The following is a 19,246-nucleotide window of genomic DNA, read 5'->3' as shown; positions in this document are numbered from 1 at the left end:
GAGAAGGAGTGGCACATGCTGGCGTACGACATCCTGGGCAGCGGGCCCGGACTCATCCTCCTGCCCGGTATCGGGGGTTCCGCGACCGACACCTGGGAGGCGCTGAGCGCCGACCTCGCGGTCACCCACACCGTCGTCCTCGCCGACCTCCCCGGATCGAGTCGCGGCCGGCTGCCCTCCGGACCGCTGCAGTTGGAGGTCTTGGCCGACCAGGTCGTGGCCACGGCACGGCAGGCCGGGCTGCGGAACTTCGTGATCGCGGGGACCTCCCTCGGCGCGGCCGTCGCGGTCAAGGTCGCCGCCCGCCATCCCGACCGGGTCCGCGGCCTGTTCACCCTCGCCGGCTTTGCCCGCCCCCGCACCACGCTGTGGCTCAGCCTGGAGATGTGGGCGTCGCTGCACGCCCACCGCGACGACAAGCTGAGCGCGTTCGTGACCTCGGTGGCCTTCTCCGAGGACTATCTGGCCGACCTCACCCCGGAAGCGGCCCGGCGGCTCACCGCCCGACTCGTGGCGTCCGCTCCCGGCGCCGCCCAGCAGATCGCCCTCGCCCTGCGCACGGACCTCCGCGCCGACCTTCCCTCGATCACGGCCCCCACCCTGGTGGTCTCGGCCACGGGAGACCGGCTCGTGGCCCCGGAGCACTCGGTGGAACTCGCCGAGGGCATACCCGGCGCACGCCTGGCCGCGGTCAGGGGCGGGCACGCGGCGACGATCGAGGAGCCAGGGCGGACGCTGGAGATCCTCGCCGGGTTTCTCCGTGACATCCGCCGGACCCGCTCCGCGGACTCCGCCACCCTCGTCCTCCCACGGCCGGCAAACCCAGATCCGCAGTTGCTACCGACTTCCCCGCAACCCCGCAACCCTCATCGATGCTGACCCTCCACAGGAATCCGACACCGTCATGTGCGTGCACTTCGTCGTCCACGAGGCGTTCGAGGCGCCCCGTGCCTACGCCCGCTGGGCCCTGGTCCGGCGGCACAGCGTCACCCGCTCGGCGGTCCAGGTGGTGAGGCGCTCGGGGCTCCCTGACTGCGCAGCCCGGAGCCGGAAGGCGGTTCCTTCCCTGTCGCGCTGACCGAGGCCGGCCGCCGGCACCCGTTGTTCGACGGCTGCGACGAAAGCTTCGACACCGCCTTCAGGGCCGCCGGGCACCCGCATCATGTCACGTCCATGCCATGCCGGACTCACGGCAGACGCGACCGCGCCGGCCACCAGCGAGGGCCGCCCCCGCCAGATCGTGGCCGGGCGGCCCAGGTGTGCCGTGACGTCCGGTCCCCGCCCGCGAGTGTCCAGGACAGCAGAACGTGGCCCTCCGGCGAGCGGGAGGAGCCGCTCGGCAGCATCCAGGCGGCCGGCAGCCGGCCGCGCAGCACAGTCACGACCGCGCCCCGGACGTCGGCCGCGGCATGGGCGCCCCGGACCCGGAACCCATCCGTGACTCTGACCGCCCGGGATCTCACGATGTACTCAAACCGATTGCGCTGAGGGGTGCGATACACACGTGTGAGTTCTTCCGCCCCGTGGGCAGACGACACTATTCTTGATCCGCGCCGCGGCAACATGTGCCGCCTCGCATGCTCCGGTCCCGCCCCCGGGCGCCCGGCCTGCCACCACCCTTCTCTGGAGCCTCGATGCGATCCGACCCGTCCGAGCTGTCCCTCGATCATCCTGTCTCCGTCCTGAACCCCTTACAGGAAACGCACGCCGAGGCGGCACAGTGGCGCCGGTACGGCCCTCTGGTACCCGTCACCGTGATGGGCGGCGTACGGGCCTGGGCCGCCGTGTCCGCCGACGCGGCGCGCACCGTACTCGAAGCCCACCCCGACCTCTCCAAGAATCCGGCCCACTGGGGCGCCTACCGCCAGGGCGAGGTGCCCGCCGACTGGCCGCTGCTGAGCCTGATCGTCGCGGACTCTATGCTCAACGCCGACGGCGCCGACCATCTGCGGCTGCGGCGCCTGGTCACTTTCGCGTTCACGCCCCGTCGGGTCGAGGCGCTCGCGCCCCGGGTCCGGGAAATCACCCGCAACCTCCTGGACGACCTGGAGCACCACGGCACGGACACGGCCATCGACCTCAAGAGCCGCTTCGCCTACCCGCTGCCCCTGCTCATCATCTGCGAGCTGTTCGGCCTCTCGGACCCCGCGCAGCAGGGTCTGCTGCGCGAGCACTACGAGACGATGCTCAGCGTCGAGGCCTCCGACGACGCCCGTCGCAAGGCGGCCCTGGGGCAGCGCGAGGTGCTGGGCCGGGTGGTCGCCGACCACCGCAGCGACCCGCGCGACGACGTGACCGGCGCGCTGATCGAGGTCCTGGACGACGAAGGCGGCAGGCTGAGCGAGAAGGAGCTGATCGACACCCTGGAGATCATTCTCCTCGCCGGCCACGAGACGACGGTGAACTCCCTCACCAACACCGTCCACGCCCTGCTCAGCCACCGCGACCAGCTGGCGCGGCTGCGGGAAGGCACGCTCGGCTGGCCGGCCGCTGTGGAGGCGGGCCTGCACTGGAACGCTCCGCTGCGCAGCGTCTACATGCGCTACGCCCTGCGCGACACTGTGCTCCACGGGGTGACCGTGCGGCGCGGCGAACCCATCCTCGTCGCTCTGGCGGCGGCCAACCGGGAACGGCCGGGCGAGCCGGCCCCGGAGCGTTTCGACATCCTTGCCGGCCGCGGGCGCCAGCTCGCTTTCGGAGCGGGCCCGCACTACTGTCTCGGCGCGGCGCTGGCCCGTCTGGAGAACACCGTCGCACTGGAGGAGTTGTTCACCCGGTTCCCGGACCTGGACCTCGCCGTGCCCGAGTCGGAACTCGTGCCCCTGGTCTCACCCGCGATCAACGGGCTCGGCGCCCTGCCGGTCGTACTGAACGGTGGCGCTGGCGCCGTCTGAGTTCTTCGTCCTCCTCGGACACCCCACGTAGGTTTCATTCAGAATATGTGTCTCACTGGCGCCTACCGCACGGGCTTGCCGGACATCCGGGAAGTCCGTTCCCAGGTGTCGGTGGAGGCACAGAAACGTGTTCGGTACGTCAGCCCCTGCCCGGAACGGCGGGGCGGCGGCCCAGTGGAATCACCACCGGAGAGACCGGAGCATCGATGAGATCGGACGCGCGCTCCAACCGGCTGCGCATCCTCGAAGCAGCGGCGGAAGTGCTCGCTCTTCCCGGCGACACCTCGCTGAAGTCGATAGCCCGCAGGGCGGGCGTGGGCCAGGGGACGCTCTATCGACACTTCCCCACCCGGGAGTCCCTGGTGCTTGAGGTGTACGGGGAGGAGGTCGAGGGCCTGGTGAACGCCGTTCCCGTCCTGCTGGGCGCCCTGCGCCCGCCGCTCGCCCTGCGCGCATGGCTGGGACGCCTCCTGCGCATCGGCTGGTGCACACCGCAGTTCGCGGACGCGATGCCCGGGGCCACGGGCACGCCGCCGGAGCTCTGCCGGCAGGCCTACCAGCCACTGCTCGACGCCCTCTCGGCGCTGGTGGAGGCCAACAGGGCGACCGGGACCATCGAGCCCGGGACGACCGCCGACGACGTGCTCCTGCTGATCGGCCCGCTGTGGCGGGTCAGCACGGACGAGGAAGAACAGGACCGGGCGGCACGGCTCTTCGACATGCTCCTGCGGGGGCTGTGCCCTTCGGATGCCGCGCGCGACACCCCCGCTGTCGAGGGCGCGAGGTCCGCGGGCTGAACCTCGCCATCCTCTCCTGCGGCAGGTGCCCGACACCGCGCCGCGGGCCGTGCCGGGGCGTCTCGCGCACGGCAGGCTGCATCTCCTCTTCCCCACCGACCGGGCTCGACGACCGGGTACACCGTGGTGATCGCCGTGAACGCACCGTTCATCGGTGCGGGCATCACGCCCGACCTGACTTAGGAGAAGGCGGAGTTCGCCCCGTTCGTGACCGGTGCGACGGCCGTGCTCGCCCTGATCCTGCTGAAGCTGTCGCCAAGGCAGCCGATGTTCCGCTACTACACCGTCGCGTGCACCGCCCGGCTCGTGGCCACGGTCCTGGTTGAAGCCGTGTGACCGCGTCCTCGCTCCGGCCGGCCACCGGCCGTCAGTAGACGACCTCTTCGCCCGGCACGAGAGTGAGCAGCCGCACGGTCTCCACGTACAACCATGCCAGGATGAGGGTAACCCCGAACGCGGCCAGCCAGGCCTGGTCACGGGAGGCCCCGAAGGTGATGCCGTCCTCGACCTTCCTGAAGTGCAGGGACGAAAAAACTGCCGCAAGGACGACACCCACGAGACCCATGAGGACACCGAGGCCCACGGGACGCAGGCCCAGGCCGTCCGCGCCCAAGACGGGGAACAGGACCCAGTCCGCGAGGGCGAGGCAGCACAGGCCGAGCAGCGCGGCGCCGACGAACGGCAGGAAGCGGCGGTTCGTGCGTATCCAGTGCAGCTTGTAGGCGACGAGAGAGCCTGCGAAGGCGCCCATCGTCCCCAGCACGGTCTGGACGAGCAGCCCCGGGGAGACATGGCGCGAGACGGTGCTGGAGAGCACGCTCAGGAACATGCCCTGGAAGGCGGCGAACGTGAGGGTCAACCTCGGTGAGGGCTGGTTCCCACGGCACTGGACCACCACCAGCGCGGCGGCGTCCAGTCCGGCGCCGACGGCGATGCCGTAGGCCGCGGCCGTTGCGAGGGGGAGGACAGCGACGTCCACGACAGTGTCGCCGCCATCACCGTCACCGCGAGGCCCGCCGTCGCGCGGGAGAGGAGGTCGTCCATCGTCATCAGGTCGGCGTCCTGGTCGGAGCCGGAGCGGCCGCGGAGGACGACGACGCCCGCCCGTGGGTCCCTGACCGCCGTCTTCTGTCCGCCCTGCCGCCTGAACTACCGGGTTGCTGCTCGTCAGCGAACGCTGCTGCTCGACCGGTGCCACGTCAGATCCTCTTCTCCGTGTCGGACGTGTCGCCGCCTGGGACCCTGCCGGGCGGCACAGCGGCGCCTTGTCGGTCTCGTGCCGCACGATGCGCGCAGGCCAGTCGGTGAACATCGCGTCGACGGCACGGCCGTGTTCGTCCTGGACCCGCAGCCGTACCCGGGCGTGCCAGGCCACCACCACCTGCCGGCCCGGCACACTCAGGCAGCCCTCGAGGCAGTGGGACGCGCCCCTTCGCCACCAGCGCCTCCCGGGGCCCGCGGGCCCGGTCCTCCACCTCGGCGATCCGCAGGGCCACGCCGACCCGCGGCGCGGCCAGTCCGACGCCCGGGGCCGCGAGCATCGCCGATGCTGCCATGCGCCGGGTCCGGCACACGACCGCGGGCGGTTCTCCGGCTGCTCAGCCCTTGAGAGCGTAGAAATGGATCGGGGAGTTCGGCTCGAAACCGATGCGCGGGTACACGGGCGCCCCGGCAGCCGTGGCGTGCAGGGTGGCGCGGGTCAGTCCGGTGGCGCGGGCGCCCTCGTACAGCGCCTTGCGCGTCACCGCCTCGCCGTATCCCCGGCGCTGGTGGTCGGGGTCGGTGGCGACGAGCACGACGAAGAGCCGGCCCTGCGCCTCGACCGTGGCGGCGCAGGCGACCGGGACGCCGTCCCGCAGCGCCAGGTAGGCGTACGCCTCCCGTTTCCACAGCGTGGAGCCGGCGAGGCCGTCGCGGCCCTCCTCCAGGGGAAAGCCGTAGGCACGCGAGTTGATGTCCGCGTAGGCGCGCAGTTGTTCGTCGGTGGTCACCCGCTCGAAGATCAGCTCCGGGTGGCCGGGTTCGGGGATGGGCAGCAGGTCGCCGGCCATGCCTGTGCCGGGAAAGGCGTAAGCCAGGCCCGCCCGGTCCACGGTTTCCGCCAGTGCCGCGCGCGCGTCGTCGTCGAGGAGGTCCTCGAACAGCCACAGGAAGCCCGGCCGGCTCTTGGACCGCATGATGTCCGCCGCCTGCCCCAGGCGCTCAGCCAGGAGTTCCGCGCCGACGCCGGTCTCGGTCAGGGTGATCGCGTTCCAGAAGGCGAAGTCGCAGTCGGCCCAGCGGACGGCGACGCCCTCCAGGTCCCGTACGTCCGCCTTCTCGTCCCGGTCGAGCACCATGGCGCGCCAGACCGTGGACAGCTGTGTCACGGATTCGACCGCGGCCGCGAGATCCGTCATGGCAACCATCACCTCATCGTGTGTGCGATATGCCGTACGCCCGGTACAACGACGTTCGCCACGCCGGGAGTTCACATGTCATTCTTCCGGGATCCGACGCGTTCCCGCCGGTTCTCGAAGGCGCCCCTGCCGCGCCGGCGGCGCCTTTCGCCTTGCGTATGGCCAACCCCACTGATGTGACCGGGGAAATGACGGTCGAGCAGCGTGTTTTCGGCGCGTCCGACCGGACAATGCCTCACATACGCCGCCGCGCGCCGAGGAATCTGCCGGATGCGTGAACCCGGCCGTGACGTGCCTCCGTTCAGCCGATGAGTGAGCGTGCGGCGCGGCCTCGCGGATCGCGCCCTCCTCGCCGGCAACACACCCCACGTACCGGAGGACGTCATGAGCGACATCGAATCGAAGCGGCGGGATTTCGACGAGATCGACGCCGACCATGACGGCTTCTTCACCGCGGCGGAACTCGCCGCTTCGCTCCAGGTCAATCCCAGGGTGAGCGACGAGGACGTCGCCGCGGTCGTCAGGATCGCCGACGACGACGGTGACCGTCGGATCGACTTCGAGGAGTACGCGAAGCTCGTCCGGTAGTCGTTGCCGCCAGTGTTCCCGCACCCCTTCGGGTGGCCGCTCCGTCACCGGCCGCCGGTTCTCACCGGACGGTTCGGGGACGGGGCGGCAGCGTCTGCCGGGTGCGGGATCAGGCGGGCGTGACGTTGTGGTTGAACCGGAAGACGTTGGCCGGGTCGTAGCGCTTCTTCACCGCGGTGAGCCGGTCGTAGCGCTCCGCCCCGAACACGGCGCGCATCCCTTCGGCGTCGGTCGCCTCGTCGGGCGAGAGGAAGTTCACCACGTTCCGGTCGGCCGCCCAGGGAGTCAGCCCGTCCACGACCCGTTCCAGCTCGGCCCTGAGCTGCTCGGCGTCTTCCGGGGCGCCCGGCGCGAGCGCGAAGACGACATACGGAAGCCCCCGGCTGGCGACGGAGTTGGGGAACTCCGGTTCGCGGTCGAAGGCGCCGCCGAGCGCCCGGATCTCGACGTTCGCCAGGGTGCAGCCCGAGTCCGCGCCGGCCAGCTCCACCACCGCCTGCGCGGTCTTCTCGGAGAACTCCCCCAGGCAGAGGCTGCGGTCGAAGTAGGGCATCGGGTCCACCGGGTCCATGTGGATCTCCCCGATCGCGGTGAAGGGCTTCTCCCCCACCAGGTCGATCAGCACCGGCGCGGCCGCACGCAGCGGGGCGACGAGTTCGGCGCCGTCGGCCGCCGAACCGAGGTAGCCGATGCGCAGGTGGACGACGAAGGCACCGCGCAGCGGCTCGGGCAGCACCGGCAGATCAGGCAGACGCTGGATGCTTATGGAGGAAGTCATCTCCTCCCCCACCGTCGGCAGCCAGGCACGCCAGGCCTCCAGCACCTGCGCCAGGTGCTCACCGGGGAAGTAGATGCCGCCGCCGTAGAAGCGCGTGACCGGGAACACCTCGAACTCGATCTCGGTCACCACACCGAAGTTGCCCTTGCAGCCCAGCAGCGCCCAGAACAGGTCCGGTTCGCTCAGCGGCGTCACCCGCCGCAGCTCTCCGTCCGCCGTGACCACGTCCAGCCACCGCACATGGTCGGCGGCATAGCCCAGCGTCCGACCGAGCAGCGGGCTCTGCCCGCCGCCCAGCGTGTACCCGACGACGCCGACGTCCGGGGCCGACCCGACGAGCGGGGCCAGGCCGAACTCGGCCGCGCGCGGCAGCACATCACGCCAGCGCACACCCGCCTCCACCCGCACGATACGGTTGTGGACGTCGACGGATAGGCCCTTCATCCGCTGCGTCGTGATCAGCAGGCCGCCCTCGGCCGAGGAGACCACCTGATGGGCCGCGGACTTCACCGCCACCGGTAGCCCGTGGGCCGCGGCGAACCGGACCGCCTCCCGGACGTCCGCCGCGCCGGCCGCGCCGACCACGAGCACCGGCCGCAGGCCACAGGCCAGGTTGAACGTGGCGCACTCCGCGTCGTACCCCTCCGCGCCCGGCTCCAGAACCGGTCCCCGCACGGATCGCCGCAGGGCCATCACATCTTCCGGCCGCAGGTTCGGACCCTTCACGTTGGACACGTCCGCACTCATTCCGATCACAACCTCACTCGCACATACGGCACGCCCGCCGGCCGTACGGGACGTTCCGGGCGGCCGGCGGGCACCGAACTCTGACGCCACTGACACGAGACGGGAACCCTCCACCGTTCACATCGACATGCCAAAAGTCACATGTTGTCGGAACCGACCGTTCCACCGTTACGGAAGATAGGTGTCACAAAATACGTGTGCTCCCAGGGATACCTGATCGGAGAAACATTTGCGTGAATCGCTGGTACGGTTGCCAGTGAACCGATGATTCACGCGGAAACATGCAGAACGGATCAACCATGTCTTCTCTGGAACCTGACGTCATCATCGTCGGCGGCGGCACAGCCGGCTGCGTACTCGCCGCGCGTCTGACCGAGGACGCCGGCACCCGCGTACTGCTGCTGGAGGCCGGATCCGCCACACTGCCGGACGCCGTGGCCTACCCGCCGGCCTGGCCCTCGCTCGCAGCCTCGGAAGCCGGCTGGGGCGACACCACCGTGGTCCAGCAGGCCTCGGGCGCCCCGGTGGCGCTCCCCCGCGGCAAGGGTCTGGGCGGTTCGTCCGCCATCAACGCCATGGTCTTCGCCCGCGGCCACCGCACCAGCTACGACAGCTGGAGCGCCCACGGCGCCAAGGGCTGGACCTACGACGACCTGCTCCCCTACTTCCAGCGCACCGAGACCGCCACGAGCGGCGCGCCCGGCCGCGGCACCACGGGACCGCTCACCGTCGGACCCGCCAAGCAGCCCAACGAGATCCTGCTCGCCTGCCTCGAGGGCGCGGTCGAGACCGGACACCGCCGTGCCTTCGACATCAGCGGCGGCCTGGAGGAGGGCTTCGCCCCCGTCGACCTCAACATCGTCGCCGGCCGCCGTCAGAGCGCGGCCGACGCCTACCTCGCCCCGGCCCTGGACCGCCCCAACCTCGACGTGGTCACCGGGGCGACCGCACACCGGCTTCTCTTCGAGGGCACGCGCTGCGTCGGGGTGGAGTACGGCGTGGACGGCCGGACCCACACCGCGAGGGCAGCCGGCGAGGTGGTGCTGACGGCGGGGGCCATCGGGTCCGCGCTGCTCCTCCAACGCTCCGGTGTCGGCTCCGAGGACGATCTACGGCAGGCCGGGGTCGACGTCTTCCACCAACTGCCCGGCGTGGGCCGCAATCTGCACGACCACCCGCGCGCCAACCTCGTCTACCAGGCCCAGCGACCTGTGCCCACACCGCGCAACAACCACGGCGAGATCCTGGGCCTCCTGCGCAGCACCCCGGACGCCGACGGCCCGGACGTACAGATCATCTTCATCGACATCCCGCTGCCCAACGCGGTCGCCCCGGTGCAGAACGGCTTCACCATCGGTATCTCGCCGATGCGGCCGGCCAGCCGCGGCTCGCTCAGGATCAGCTCGGCCGACCCCTACGCGCCGCCGGTCATCGACCCCCGTTACTTCACCGCCGAGGAGGACGTCAGGGCCGTGGTGTCCGGCATCACCGCGGCCCGCCGGATCGCCTGGTCGGGCGCGCTGGCCGGGTGGGGTATCGAAGAAGTCAGCCCGGGGCTCGCCGCGGTGGACGAGGAATCGCTCGCCCACCACGCCCGCAGGTACTTCGGCTCCTACTGCCACCCCGTCGGCACCTGCGTCATGGGCGAGGACGAGATGTCCGTCGTCGACTCCGAGCTGCGGGTGCGCGGGCTCGACGGCTTGCGGATCGCCGACGGCTCCGTCATTCCTTCCATCCCCTCCAACAACACCAACGCCACCGTGTACGCGATCGCCGAACGGGCCGTCGACCTGCTGCGCCGTTCCTGATCCGCTCGCCGTGGCGCCGCCGGGGCCGCACGGGACGGCCCGCACCCGTCCCGGTTCGCGGAACGCCACGTATATGGCCAGAATTATCCCCTACCCGACAAAACATTCGAATACTGCCTGGCAAGAGGTACGGAACTCCGGGGCCGGCCCCTTCGGCGCGGGCTTCGCCGAGGGTCGAACAGGGAGCGCAACAAGGGCGAAATCCGGACGTCCTTTAGACTCCAGTCATTGCAGGGGGCCGCAAGGAGCCTGGTGCCGGCACGGCCAGGTCGGAGCACAGTGCCGGGCCTCCATGAAGTCGCCCCTTGGAGGCAGCCCGATGAGTGACCTGGACCGGACCGTCTGCCCGGCTTCCACACGGCTGGTCGGCCGGGACGGGGACCTTGCGTTCATCCAGTCCTTCTTCGGTAATTCGGAGGTTCAGGGGGCGGCTCTGCTGCTGTCGGGTGAGGCGGGGGTGGGGAAGTCCGCGGTGCTCGACGCGGTGGCCAGGGGTGCCGTGCGCGGCGGTGTGCGGGTGCTGCGGGCGGCGGGTGTGCAGTTCGAGGCGGACATCAGTTACGCCGGTCTCAACCAGCTGCTCGTGCCGCTCTTCGAGGATTTCGACATCCTGGACGAGGTGCACCGTGACGCGCTGCGGGTCGCGGTCGGCATCGGCGGCGGGCCGCCGCCGGACCGCCTGCTGACCTCCACCGCGGTCCTGCTGCTGCTGCGGCTGACATCCGTGCGCACCCCGCTGCTGATCGTCATCGACGACCTGCCCTGGCTGGACCGGGCGACCAACGCCGTCCTGGGCTTCGTGGCCCGCCGCCTGGTCGGCAGCCGGATCGGTTTCCTGGCCGCCTCCCGCACCGGCTCCGACAGCTTCTTCGAGACCAGCGGCCTGACCGAGCGCCGGCTGGAACCGCTGGACGACACTTCGTCGGCCGAGCTGCTCGCCCTGGCGCACCCCGATGTCTCCCCCGCCGTGCGGCGCCGCATCGTGGCCGAGGCCCGCGGCAACCCGCTCGCGCTGGTGGAACTGCCGGCGGCGCTGTCCACCGAGCAGCGCGCGACTTTGGCGGCGGTGCCCGCGGTGCTGCCCCTGAGCGAGCGGCTGCAGGCCCTGTTCGCCTCGCGGGTGGCCGACCTACCCGAACCCAGCCGGGAGCTGCTGCTGATCGCCGCCCTGGACGGCACCGGTGCCCTGGCCTCGATCGAGGCCGCCGCGGCCGGCCGGGCCTGCGTGGACGACCTCGCCCCCGCCGAGCACAAGCGGCTGGTGTCGGTCTCCGCGGACAACCGGCGCCTGTCCTTCCGGCATCCGCTGATCGGCTCGGCGGTGGTGGAACTGGCGACCGCCTCGGATCGCAGAAGAGCCCACCAGGCCCTCGCCGACGTCCTCACCGACCAGCCCGAACGCCGCGCCTGGCACCTGGGCGAGGCCGCCGTGGGCCCCGACGAGACCGTCGCCGCCCTGCTGGAGGAGGCCGCACGCCGCCGGCTGCGGCGCGGCGACGCGCTCGGCGCGGTGACGGCAATGACCCGTGCCGCCGGGCTCAGCCCCGCACCCGCCGACGAGAGCCGCCGCCTGGCCGAAGCGGCCTACGTCGGAGCGGACTCCGGCGGCGAACTCGAGGACGCCTCACGGCTGCTCGCCGGGGCCCGCCTGGTACATCCCACCACCGGACGCGAATCACTGCACGCGGCAGCCGCCTCCGCGTTCCTGCTGATCAACAAGGACGGCGACATCGCCACCGCCTACCAGCTGCTGGTCGGCGCGATCGAGGCCGGACAGCACGGCTACGACGCCTGCGACCCCGCCCTCATCGAGGCCCTGCACCTGCTGGTACTGCTGTGCTGGTACGGCGGCGATGCGAAGATGTGGCAGCCACTGACCACGTTCGTCAACCGCCTCACACCCCAGCCGCCCGAGCTGCTCTGGGTAATCACCCAGACCTTCGGCGACCCCGCACGCACCGGCCCCAAAGCCCTGCCCCGCCTGGCCGAACTGATCGCCACCGTCGGCGATGACCCCACCCGGGTCGTCCGCATCGGCACCGCCTCGGTCTTCCCCGACCGGCTCGCGGACTTCCGCTGGGCCACCCACCGCCTGGTCGAACAGGGCCGCACCGGCACCGCACCCGTGCGCCGGCACCTCGGCGCGCTGATGCACCTGGGCCTGGACTACTTCCACCTCGGCCGCTGGAACGACGCCGCACAACTGGCCGCCGAGGGACTGACCCTGTGCAGGGACCACGACTACCGCTTCTACGCCTGGTACTTCCAGTACATACAAGCAGCCGTGGCCGGCGTCCAGGGCGACAGCCACACCAGCGCCGCGCTCAGCGAGGAGATCATCCGCTGGGCCCTGCCCCGCGGCGCCCACGGCGCCCGCTACTTCGCCTGCCACGCCCGCGCACTGGCCGCCCTGGGCAGCAACGACTACGAGACCGCCTACCAGCACGCCAGCACCCTCAGCGAGCCGGGAACCATCGCCCCCTACGTGCCCATCGCCATGTGGGGCACCATGGACCTCGTCGAAGCAGCCATCCGCACCGGCCGGGACGAACAAGCCACCGCCCACACCGCAGCCATGCGCGCCACCAACATGGCCGAACTCTCACCCCGCCTGGAACTGCTCGTCACCGCCAGCGAAGCACTCACCACACCCGGCCAGGCAGCCGTCCCCCTCTTCGAACACGCACTGTCCCTGCCCGGAGCGGAACACCGGCCCTTCGACACCGCCCGCGTACGCCTCTACTACGGCGAACGCCTGCGACGCTCCCGCGCCACCACCGAAGCCCGCGAACAACTCACCCAGGCCCTCGAAATCTTCCAGCGCCTGGGAGCCAAACCCTGGACAACACGCACCGCAGCCGAACTACGGGCCAGCGGCCACACCACCCCCGCCGCCGCCCGCCCCGGACCCATAGCACTCACCGCCCAGGAACTCCAGATCGCCACCCTGGCAGCCACCGGACTCACCAACAAACAAATCGGCGAACGCCTCTTCCTCTCCCACCGCACCATCGGCACACACCTCTACCAGATCTACCCCAAACTAGGCATCGCCTCGCGGGCCGCGCTACGGGACGCGCTCTCCCGGCTCGAGGCCGGCGACGGCGGCTGACGGACTTCGCCGTCGAGTCCGCCCGTCACGGCTTTCTCCCTGCTCACCGGTGTGACACGGTGGCCGGAATGAGTACCGGGAGCACCGAGGTACCCGCCGGGGCACTCACCGGGACCATCGAGGTGTGGTTCCACGGGCACCGGTGCGAGACCTACCTGGGAGAACACGTGCCGTACAGCCGGCTCGGCTGGTCGGGCGTCGGCGCCGGTGTGCAGCAGAGGATGCTTACCTTGGCCCGGCCCGGTGGGCCGCGGCGATCACCGAGTGCTGGGGCGCAGGTCGGCGGAGCCACGGCCCATCAGAGCGGGGCCTCGGGTGCCGCCGTGGAGGCGGTTCCGCCCCGACACCGACGGAGCGGGCGGCACCGCGCATCACCCCGGCGGGCGCGGTCGGTCCTGGGGGCCGGATGCACGGTCAGTCCTTCAGACGGTGCGGATGCGCCGCGTACACACCCAGGATGCGTACTTCGGAGGAGAAGAAACGCAGCAAGCCCTCGTCCTACTGCTGCGCGGCGGCCTGGCGCAGATGCCGACTCACATCGCCGACCAGGTTGATGCGAACCCGTCGCTCCACGAAGTGCCACTGGCCGTCCCGGCGCTCGAAGCGGTCGTGGTACCGGCCGCCGGCGATGGGCTGGAGCGGCAGTTCGGGCAGCGCCTGGAGCACGGTGACGTAGGAACGCGCCACCGCCGTGCCCGCCTGTTCGTCGACCTCCACGGCGACATTGGTGGTGACGTGCTGGGTCCGCGGCGTGCCGTCGGCGTAGACGATCACGGTGTCGTGGAACATCTTCTCGATCGCGTCGCCTCCGCTCACCGGCTCGCCGCTGCCCGTGAAGGTAGCGTCGGCAAGGAGGACACCGAGTCCGGCGAAGTCCCCGTCGTCCACGAGTTCGGCGTAGCGGGCGATCAGGTTCTCAACGACGCGGTGGCTCGGCACCGGATCACCGGGCGTGCGGGGGAACGTGGACATGATCTCCTCCAAACGGGACGGGCCCGGTGTCGGCGCGCTGCCTCCAAGACCGCAGGCTGCGCGTCGGCCGGTTGTGACACCTAGCTTGCCATGCCGGAGACACCTGGCGGAGTGATGGACGACACCCCGGGCCGGTGCGACACCGGCCCGGGGCGGAGGAAGAGACATGCTCCCGGCAGGCCGGGCGCGCACACATGTGTGTATGCCGGGCGGGGTACGCCGTCGGCAGCGGGTGTCAGGCCAGAGCGGCCGCCAGCCGGTCCGCGACCTCGCGCGCGGAGGGCATCGCGGTGATCTGCTCGGCGGCGCGGCGGGCGTTCTCCCGGTACTCGGCGTTGCCGAGCACATCGGTCACGGCCTGCGCCACGGCCTCCGGCCCGGCGGGCGGCAGCACGGCGGCCCCGAGACGTGCCCCCGACACGGCTCCGGCCTGGATGAACTGGTCGGCACCCTGCGGGACGACGACCATGGGCAGGCCGTGGGAGAGCGTGCCCAGCGTCGTGCCCGCACCGCCGTGGGTGACGACGAGGTCGACACCGTCGAGCAGTTCGGCGAGCGGGATGAACCCGACGAACTCGACATGGTCGAACCCGTCGCTGTAGTCGGCGGCGGTGGCGGTCAGACCGAGGCCCACCACGAGGTCGGCCAGCGGCGCGAGGGCCTCGATGATCGGGCGCAGCAGCGCCGGCGTCCCGAAGTGCGTACCGAAGGAGAGCAGCACCTTGGGCCTGGTGCGGACGGCGAGGGTGGCCGGCGTGGCCGGCCCGTCCGTCGCGGCGGGACCACGATGGGCCTCGGCCCGCAGCGGGAGGTGGCCCTGCGGCGGCTGCCAGCCGGACCCTTGGAGGACCTCGGGGCACGGGTCCACGTACCAGGCGGGGGTGGGCATGGCCATACCGCGGTCCTTGTAGGCGCGCTCGGCGACCGCGTCGAAGACATCGGTGAACTCGGCGGGGATCAGGGGCCCGAGCGCGTGCTTGGCGTACGGGACTTCCAGGGCGGCGGCGACGAACGGGCCCACGTAGTCGGTGGCCTCGGCGACGATCACATCGGGCCGGAACTCGCGCGCCGCGGCGATCGCCGCGTCCGCGCTGAGATCGATCCGCGCCCCGGCGAACACCTCAGCGGCGACGGCGGGGCTGGGCGCGGTCGGATCGTCCACGCCGGCCCGGCGCGCGCCCTCCGCGAGCAGGTCGGGCATCTCGGGGCCGATGGCCAGCAGCGGGAGGCGCTCCGCGTCGAGCATCGGCCCGAAGGCGGCTGAGGCGAGTACGGCCACGTCGTCCCCGCGGTCGCGGAACGCGCGGGCGAGCGGGAGCAGCGGCATCAGATGGCCGTGCGCCGGGGTGCTGGAGAAGATGATACGCATACCGGTAGTCTAGGACTTCACTGAAGTAACACTTCATCGAATTCTGTCACACTTGCTCAACAGGGCGGAACACACGGCGTCCGTGAGAAAGACACATGCGTCGTCCCAGTCCCAGCCGATCTCCAGCATCCTGAACCAGGACGGCGGCGTCACGAAGTACTCCAGAACCCGGACGGCGTCGCTCGCGGTGACACCCGGGCGGAGTGAGCCGAGTTGTTCCAGCCGACCGGTCACCAGCGCGAAGCGCTCCCGCTCCAGTTGCCGGATCCGGTCGAGCAGGGCGGCCACCCCCTGGTCCACCGTCGCCGCGTCGAAGAGCGCGGTCATGGTGTGCCGGTGGTGGCGCACCAGGTCGTGGATGCTCCGCACCAGCAGCCGCACCACCTCGTCGCCGGTGGTGGCGTTCTCGACGGCCACCAGGACCTCGCCGATGCCGACGTCACCGGCGGCGCGCTCGGTCAACGCTGTGACCAGGGCCGACTTGCTGCCGAAGGCCGCGTAGACCGTGCCCTGGGCGACCTCGGCCTCCTCGGCGATGCGCTTGATGGTGACACGGGCGTACCCGTGCTCCGCGAACAGCGCCTCGGCCGTGTCCAGAATGGCCGTTCGTGTCGCCGCGGCTGCGCGTTCACGCACGGTCGAACGGTAAGTGCGGGACGTCATGAGCCCAGTGTAGGAAAACGCTCCGCACCGGTGATCGCCCCTGAGCGGGATGTGAGGTGTCCGCCGAGTCCCCGGCACGACTGGTGAGGCACGTCCGTTGCCGCGAAGCGTGCGACGACTACGAGCCGGCCTCACCCGGAACCGTCAGCAGAGATCGATGGACGCTGTCCGGTCGTCGGCCCTCGGGCAGCGCGACCACCTGGCCGACCGAGAGCGTCCCGGCCTGTTGTTGGCTCGTGTCACACTGCCGGCGCTTCAGCGCGTCGAGGAGGGACGACGTCAGGACGGTCCCGGGAGCCTGGGCCATGCCGGTGGACGACTGTGTGGTGCTCTGCTCGGTACCGATGCCGTCCCCGAGAACCTTCAGGTTGTCCGCAAGGACGCTCACGTCGGCGCCGGTAGATGCCCCTGTGCCGAACGTGGTTCGCGCGCGGTTGGCGGTCTCTTCGACCACAGCCGGTCTTCACGTCCCTGGTCGGAGCCGGGACGAGACCCGCACCCCCAAGATCGTCCAGGTCTGCAGCCCCCGCCTGCCCCTCCCCCATGCCCGGCAGGCGCTGCGCATCCGCCGCTGGCTGCGCGACCGAAAGACCGGAAAGACGGGCATCGAAGTCGTCTACGCCGTCACCAGCCTGGATATCCACCAGGCCACAGCCGCCGACCTGGCCGGATGGGGACGCCGACACTGGGCCATCGAAAACCGAGCCCACTACGTGCACGACACCGCCTTCGCCGAAAACGCCTCGAAAGGTCTGCACCGACAGCGCCCCACGTACCATGGCCTCGCTGCGGAACCTGGCGATCGGCATGCTGCGGCTGTCGGGGTTCGACAACATTGCCGCCGCGCCGCGACACCACGCCAAAGGCCTCTCGGACGGCCGAGCCGGAGGCCTGCGGCGTCTATGCAGCCGTGCTGTGAACCCGGCAGTCGGGACGCTTCGTTGTTGTACTTGGAAGGCCTGCGCTGCTGTGACGGACGGCGGAAAGCCTTTACAACCGCGACGGTACGGAAAGCTCGGAAAGGTATTCATGCGGATATCGAAGAAGCATCTCGGTGCGTTCGGAGCAGTGATGGGGACGGCCCTGGCTGCAACTGTGCTGCTCTCTACTCCCGCGAGCGCCAGGGCCAGCGACAACTCTCACGTCGCCCTTTGCATGGACTACAATCTCGGCCGATGCGAGACGTTTCCCGACTCTTACTGGAACATGGGGGGCACCACGCCGGGTATCCCCACCAACATGAACGACAAGGTTTCGTCCGTTAACAATGTGACAGACCACTGGGAATGCTTCTACAAGGACTATGGCTTCAGCAACGGCCCCTGGGCGGTTCCGCCGCACACGTGGACGAACGTGCCGAGCGGCTGGAACGACGTCATCAGCTCACTCAATCCATGCTGAGCGCGGTTCGTTGATGGAGCGAGCGGCGAAAAGCCAGGTGTAGAAGTGCCCGTCAGCTTGCTGACGGGCACTTCTGATCAGGGCTGTCTCAACTGTCCTCGCATCGGCGTCGCGGGAGTTGAGGGGCGCGAACTACCACTGGCTTCACTCACGCGCGCACTTCAGAACGAGGACACCGCATAATCCGGGGGCGCTCGGCCCGTGCCGCGCGCTCGCCGTGTCAGCTATGAAAGTCGCTTTACCGGTTGCCGGAGCATAGAGACAGGCATCCGGAGTGCAAAGCACGCTGGAATTCCCCGACTTGCTGCGACTGATCGACGAAACTGCCGTCGATTCCCACACCACTGAGGGCCGCTCCTGGCGCAACTTGCACTCCGACGACGGCGCACGGCCGCCCGTCTGCCCGCACCCGGCACAATGCCGGGTCTTCGATCTTGAGCGGTGCGCCCGCTCAGGGCCTCTGACGTTTCGTTACGCTCAGTGAGGGAACGGTGGCTGCGGTCCCTCTCCGGGACTACGGGTACAGCTTCTCGCCCTTCGCCAGCATCGCTACGTACTTCTCGATCCGGCGCGCCCGGGTCTCGGCCTTCTTGGCGTCCTGGATCCGGTACAGGATCGCGTAGCGGTTCTGCCGGTCCAGCGTCTCGAAGAACGCCGCCGCGGCCGGGTCGGCGGTCAGGGCCGCCGCGAGATCGTCCGGCACCGTGGCGGTCCTCGCGCCGTCGTAGGCCGCCTCCCAGCGGCCGTCCGCCTTGGCGCGGTCGACCTCGGCCTGCCCCTGGGGATGCATCCGGCCCTCCTCGATCAGGGCGGCCATCTTGTCCCGGTTGACCTTGGACCACTTGCTGCGCGGCTTGCGCGGGGTGAACCGCTGGAGCCACCACTGGTCGTCGAACTTGGCCTTCTGGCCGTCGATCCAGCCGTAGCAGAGTGCCACGTCGAGCGCCTGGGCGTAGTCCAGCGCGACGATTCCGGGGCCCTTCTTGCGAAGCTTGAGCCAGATGCCGGACGAGACGGCGTGGTTCTCGCCGAGCCATGCCTGGAATGCCTCGGCGGATTCAAATGCGACGATCTCCAAGTCCTGAGTCACCCCAGCAGCGAACCACACCCGGCCGATTGTCGTGACGCATTCGGGCCCGGTCCCGGATGCAGGATGCCCGTGGACCTGCGTGATCATCCCTGTTCATCCCTGAAGTCCGCCAGCTCGCCACCATCGTCGACCGCTGGTGGCCCGAGGTCGCCGCGTTCATCGACACCGGGCACAGCAACGCCGAGAGCGAAGGGATCAACCGCGTGATCAAGCTCGTCGCCCGCAACGCGTTCGGCTTCCGCAACAACGACCACCAGCAGCTACGGACACGCTGCGTCACCACCCGCCGAGCCCGCGGACACCTCCGCATTGCTCAACTTTGAAGACCCACAATGCCCGCCACCGCCGCCGACGAGGACCCGGACGTGGCCGACGCCACCGCCCGAGGCACGGCCAATGCGCTGGTCCTCGCCTTCTACGGCCGTATTCCATCTCCGGCCAGGCCCCTGCATGCCTCGGGCCGGGCCAGCTCACTGCTCCAGGGCAGTGTGGTGGCACCCAGGTTGCAGGCCGAGGTCGACGCCCTGACCGTGCTCGCCGAGCCGTGGGCCGGTCCACCTCCGCCTGTGCCGGCCCGGCCGCATGCTCTCTGAAACCGCATGGACCGGCGATCGTCTCAGAGAATGAA

The 19,246-nt window shown here is 70.4% G+C and carries 18 protein-coding genes and 1 pseudogene; 10 read left to right on the top strand and 9 right to left on the bottom strand.

The genetic code is table 11. The annotated features are described in order from the left end of the window. Window positions 1-15: 15 nt before the first annotated feature. The 4 genes from A6P39_RS43310 (at window position 16) to A6P39_RS43295 (ending at window position 4,027) form a co-directional block, all read left to right on the top strand. Complete coding sequence (locus A6P39_RS43310; RefSeq protein ID WP_275884041.1) at window positions 16-879, top strand: alpha/beta fold hydrolase; 864 nt, start codon at window positions 16-18, stop codon at window positions 877-879. A 755-nt stretch (window positions 880-1,634) separates the two neighbouring features. After that, window positions 1,635-2,894: a cytochrome P450 family protein gene (locus tag A6P39_RS43305; RefSeq protein WP_275884040.1), complete on the top strand. Its 1,260-nt coding sequence runs from the start codon at window positions 1,635-1,637 to the stop codon at window positions 2,892-2,894. 206 nt (window positions 2,895-3,100) lie between these two features. Continuing rightward, window positions 3,101-3,691, top strand: a complete 591-nt coding sequence (locus A6P39_RS43300; RefSeq protein WP_275884039.1) for a TetR/AcrR family transcriptional regulator — start codon at window positions 3,101-3,103, stop codon at window positions 3,689-3,691. A gap of 207 nt (window positions 3,692-3,898) precedes the next feature. Next, window positions 3,899-4,027 (top strand): hypothetical protein, encoded by a 129-nt coding sequence (locus tag A6P39_RS43295; RefSeq protein WP_275884038.1) that lies wholly within the window; start codon window positions 3,899-3,901, stop codon window positions 4,025-4,027. A gap of 31 nt (window positions 4,028-4,058) precedes the next feature. Here the strand turns inward: A6P39_RS43295 and A6P39_RS43290 are convergent, their stop codons facing one another. The 3 genes and pseudogenes from A6P39_RS43290 to A6P39_RS43280 form a co-directional block, all read right to left on the bottom strand. Then, window positions 4,059-4,670 carry a Bax inhibitor-1/YccA family membrane protein gene (locus A6P39_RS43290; RefSeq protein WP_275884408.1) on the bottom strand — a complete coding sequence of 204 codons (612 nt, stop codon included), beginning with the start codon at window positions 4,668-4,670 and terminating at the stop codon, window positions 4,059-4,061. Between the two features lie 288 nt (window positions 4,671-4,958). Beyond that, a pseudogene (locus tag A6P39_RS43285) lies at window positions 4,959-5,274 on the bottom strand (peptide deformylase); the annotation flags it as partial. A 15-nt stretch (window positions 5,275-5,289) separates the two neighbouring features. Continuing rightward, complete coding sequence (locus tag A6P39_RS43280; RefSeq protein ID WP_275884037.1) at window positions 5,290-6,090, bottom strand: GNAT family N-acetyltransferase; 801 nt, start codon at window positions 6,088-6,090, stop codon at window positions 5,290-5,292. Between the two features lie 384 nt (window positions 6,091-6,474). Between A6P39_RS43280 and A6P39_RS43275 the strand changes: the two genes are divergently transcribed. Beyond that, the gene (locus A6P39_RS43275) at window positions 6,475-6,678 is read left to right on the top strand and encodes an EF-hand domain-containing protein (protein WP_275884036.1); all 204 of its coding nucleotides are present in this window, start codon (window positions 6,475-6,477) and stop codon (window positions 6,676-6,678) included. A 109-nt stretch (window positions 6,679-6,787) separates the two neighbouring features. On the opposite strand, the gene A6P39_RS43270 is transcribed toward A6P39_RS43275, so the two are convergent. Next, a complete protein-coding gene (locus A6P39_RS43270) occupies window positions 6,788-8,191 on the bottom strand; it encodes an FAD-binding oxidoreductase (RefSeq protein ID WP_331454216.1) in 1,404 nt (467 codons plus the stop codon). A 311-nt stretch (window positions 8,192-8,502) separates the two neighbouring features. Between A6P39_RS43270 and A6P39_RS43265 the strand changes: the two genes are divergently transcribed. Together A6P39_RS43265 and A6P39_RS43260 are read left to right on the top strand one after the other, a co-directional pair. Continuing rightward, window positions 8,503-10,011 (top strand): GMC family oxidoreductase, encoded by a 1,509-nt coding sequence (locus A6P39_RS43265; protein WP_275884035.1) that lies wholly within the window; start codon window positions 8,503-8,505, stop codon window positions 10,009-10,011. Between the two features lie 319 nt (window positions 10,012-10,330). Next, window positions 10,331-13,123, top strand: a complete 2,793-nt coding sequence (locus A6P39_RS43260) for an ATP-binding protein (protein ID WP_275884034.1) — start codon at window positions 10,331-10,333, stop codon at window positions 13,121-13,123. Window positions 13,124-13,621: 498 nt separating this feature from the next. Here A6P39_RS43260 and A6P39_RS43255 read toward each other — a convergent pair whose 3' ends face one another. From A6P39_RS43255 to A6P39_RS43240, 4 genes are all read right to left on the bottom strand, one after another. Further along, window positions 13,622-14,095, bottom strand: a complete 474-nt coding sequence (locus A6P39_RS43255) for a nuclear transport factor 2 family protein (RefSeq protein ID WP_275884033.1) — start codon at window positions 14,093-14,095, stop codon at window positions 13,622-13,624. Between the two features lie 235 nt (window positions 14,096-14,330). Continuing rightward, on the bottom strand, window positions 14,331-15,464 hold the full coding sequence (locus A6P39_RS43250) for a glycosyltransferase (RefSeq protein ID WP_275884032.1): 1,134 nt from the start codon (window positions 15,462-15,464) through the stop codon (window positions 14,331-14,333). Window positions 15,465-15,497: 33 nt separating this feature from the next. Further along, complete coding sequence (locus A6P39_RS43245; RefSeq protein ID WP_275884031.1) at window positions 15,498-16,127, bottom strand: TetR/AcrR family transcriptional regulator; 630 nt, start codon at window positions 16,125-16,127, stop codon at window positions 15,498-15,500. Window positions 16,128-16,245: 118 nt separating this feature from the next. Then, window positions 16,246-16,515, bottom strand: coding sequence for a hypothetical protein (locus A6P39_RS43240; RefSeq protein ID WP_275884030.1), 270 nt, complete (start codon window positions 16,513-16,515; stop codon window positions 16,246-16,248). A gap of 641 nt (window positions 16,516-17,156) precedes the next feature. Between A6P39_RS43240 and A6P39_RS43235 the strand changes: the two genes are divergently transcribed. Then, window positions 17,157-17,528, top strand: coding sequence for a peptidase inhibitor family I36 protein (locus A6P39_RS43235; RefSeq protein WP_275884029.1), 372 nt, complete (start codon window positions 17,157-17,159; stop codon window positions 17,526-17,528). Window positions 17,529-18,042: 514 nt separating this feature from the next. Here the strand turns inward: A6P39_RS43235 and A6P39_RS43230 are convergent. After that, window positions 18,043-18,636, bottom strand: coding sequence for a YdeI/OmpD-associated family protein (locus A6P39_RS43230; RefSeq protein ID WP_275884028.1), 594 nt, complete (start codon window positions 18,634-18,636; stop codon window positions 18,043-18,045). A 71-nt stretch (window positions 18,637-18,707) separates the two neighbouring features. Here A6P39_RS43230 and A6P39_RS43225 point away from each other — a divergent pair, with 71 nt between their 5' ends. Both A6P39_RS43225 and A6P39_RS43220 read left to right on the top strand, forming a co-directional pair. Then, complete coding sequence (locus A6P39_RS43225) at window positions 18,708-18,941, top strand: transposase (protein WP_331454237.1); 234 nt, start codon at window positions 18,708-18,710, stop codon at window positions 18,939-18,941. A 9-nt stretch (window positions 18,942-18,950) separates the two neighbouring features. Further along, window positions 18,951-19,211, top strand: a complete 261-nt coding sequence (locus A6P39_RS43220; RefSeq protein WP_275884027.1) for a hypothetical protein — start codon at window positions 18,951-18,953, stop codon at window positions 19,209-19,211. Window positions 19,212-19,246 lie beyond the last annotated feature (35 nt).

This window comes from Streptomyces sp. FXJ1.172 (genome assembly GCF_001636945.3).
Classification (GTDB): domain Bacteria; phylum Actinomycetota; class Actinomycetes; order Streptomycetales; family Streptomycetaceae; genus Streptomyces.
This window is presented reverse-complemented; position numbering and strand designations above follow the sequence as displayed.

Excerpts from the sequence above, each read along its gene's own strand:
- A6P39_RS43220 (WP_275884027.1), top strand. The coding sequence starts at position 18,951 with ATGCCCGCCACCGCCGCCGACGAGGACCCGGACGTGGCCGACGCCACC.
- A6P39_RS43300 (WP_275884039.1), top strand. The coding sequence starts at position 3,101 with ATGAGATCGGACGCGCGCTCCAACCGGCTGCGCATCCTCGAAGCAGCG.
- A6P39_RS43235 (WP_275884029.1), top strand. The coding sequence starts at position 17,157 with ATGCGGATATCGAAGAAGCATCTCGGTGCGTTCGGAGCAGTGATGGGG.
- A6P39_RS43275 (WP_275884036.1), top strand. The coding sequence starts at position 6,475 with ATGAGCGACATCGAATCGAAGCGGCGGGATTTCGACGAGATCGACGCC.
- A6P39_RS43250 (WP_275884032.1), bottom strand. The coding sequence starts at position 15,464 with ATGCGTATCATCTTCTCCAGCACCCCGGCGCACGGCCATCTGATGCCG.
- A6P39_RS43305 (WP_275884040.1), top strand. The coding sequence starts at position 1,635 with ATGCGATCCGACCCGTCCGAGCTGTCCCTCGATCATCCTGTCTCCGTC.
- A6P39_RS43265 (WP_275884035.1), top strand. The coding sequence starts at position 8,503 with ATGTCTTCTCTGGAACCTGACGTCATCATCGTCGGCGGCGGCACAGCC.
- A6P39_RS43310 (WP_275884041.1), top strand. The coding sequence starts at position 16 with ATGCTGGCGTACGACATCCTGGGCAGCGGGCCCGGACTCATCCTCCTG.
- A6P39_RS43280 (WP_275884037.1), bottom strand. The coding sequence starts at position 6,090 with ATGACGGATCTCGCGGCCGCGGTCGAATCCGTGACACAGCTGTCCACG.
- A6P39_RS43255 (WP_275884033.1), bottom strand. The coding sequence starts at position 14,095 with ATGTCCACGTTCCCCCGCACGCCCGGTGATCCGGTGCCGAGCCACCGC.
- A6P39_RS43245 (WP_275884031.1), bottom strand. The coding sequence starts at position 16,127 with ATGACGTCCCGCACTTACCGTTCGACCGTGCGTGAACGCGCAGCCGCG.
- A6P39_RS43260 (WP_275884034.1), top strand. The coding sequence starts at position 10,331 with ATGAGTGACCTGGACCGGACCGTCTGCCCGGCTTCCACACGGCTGGTC.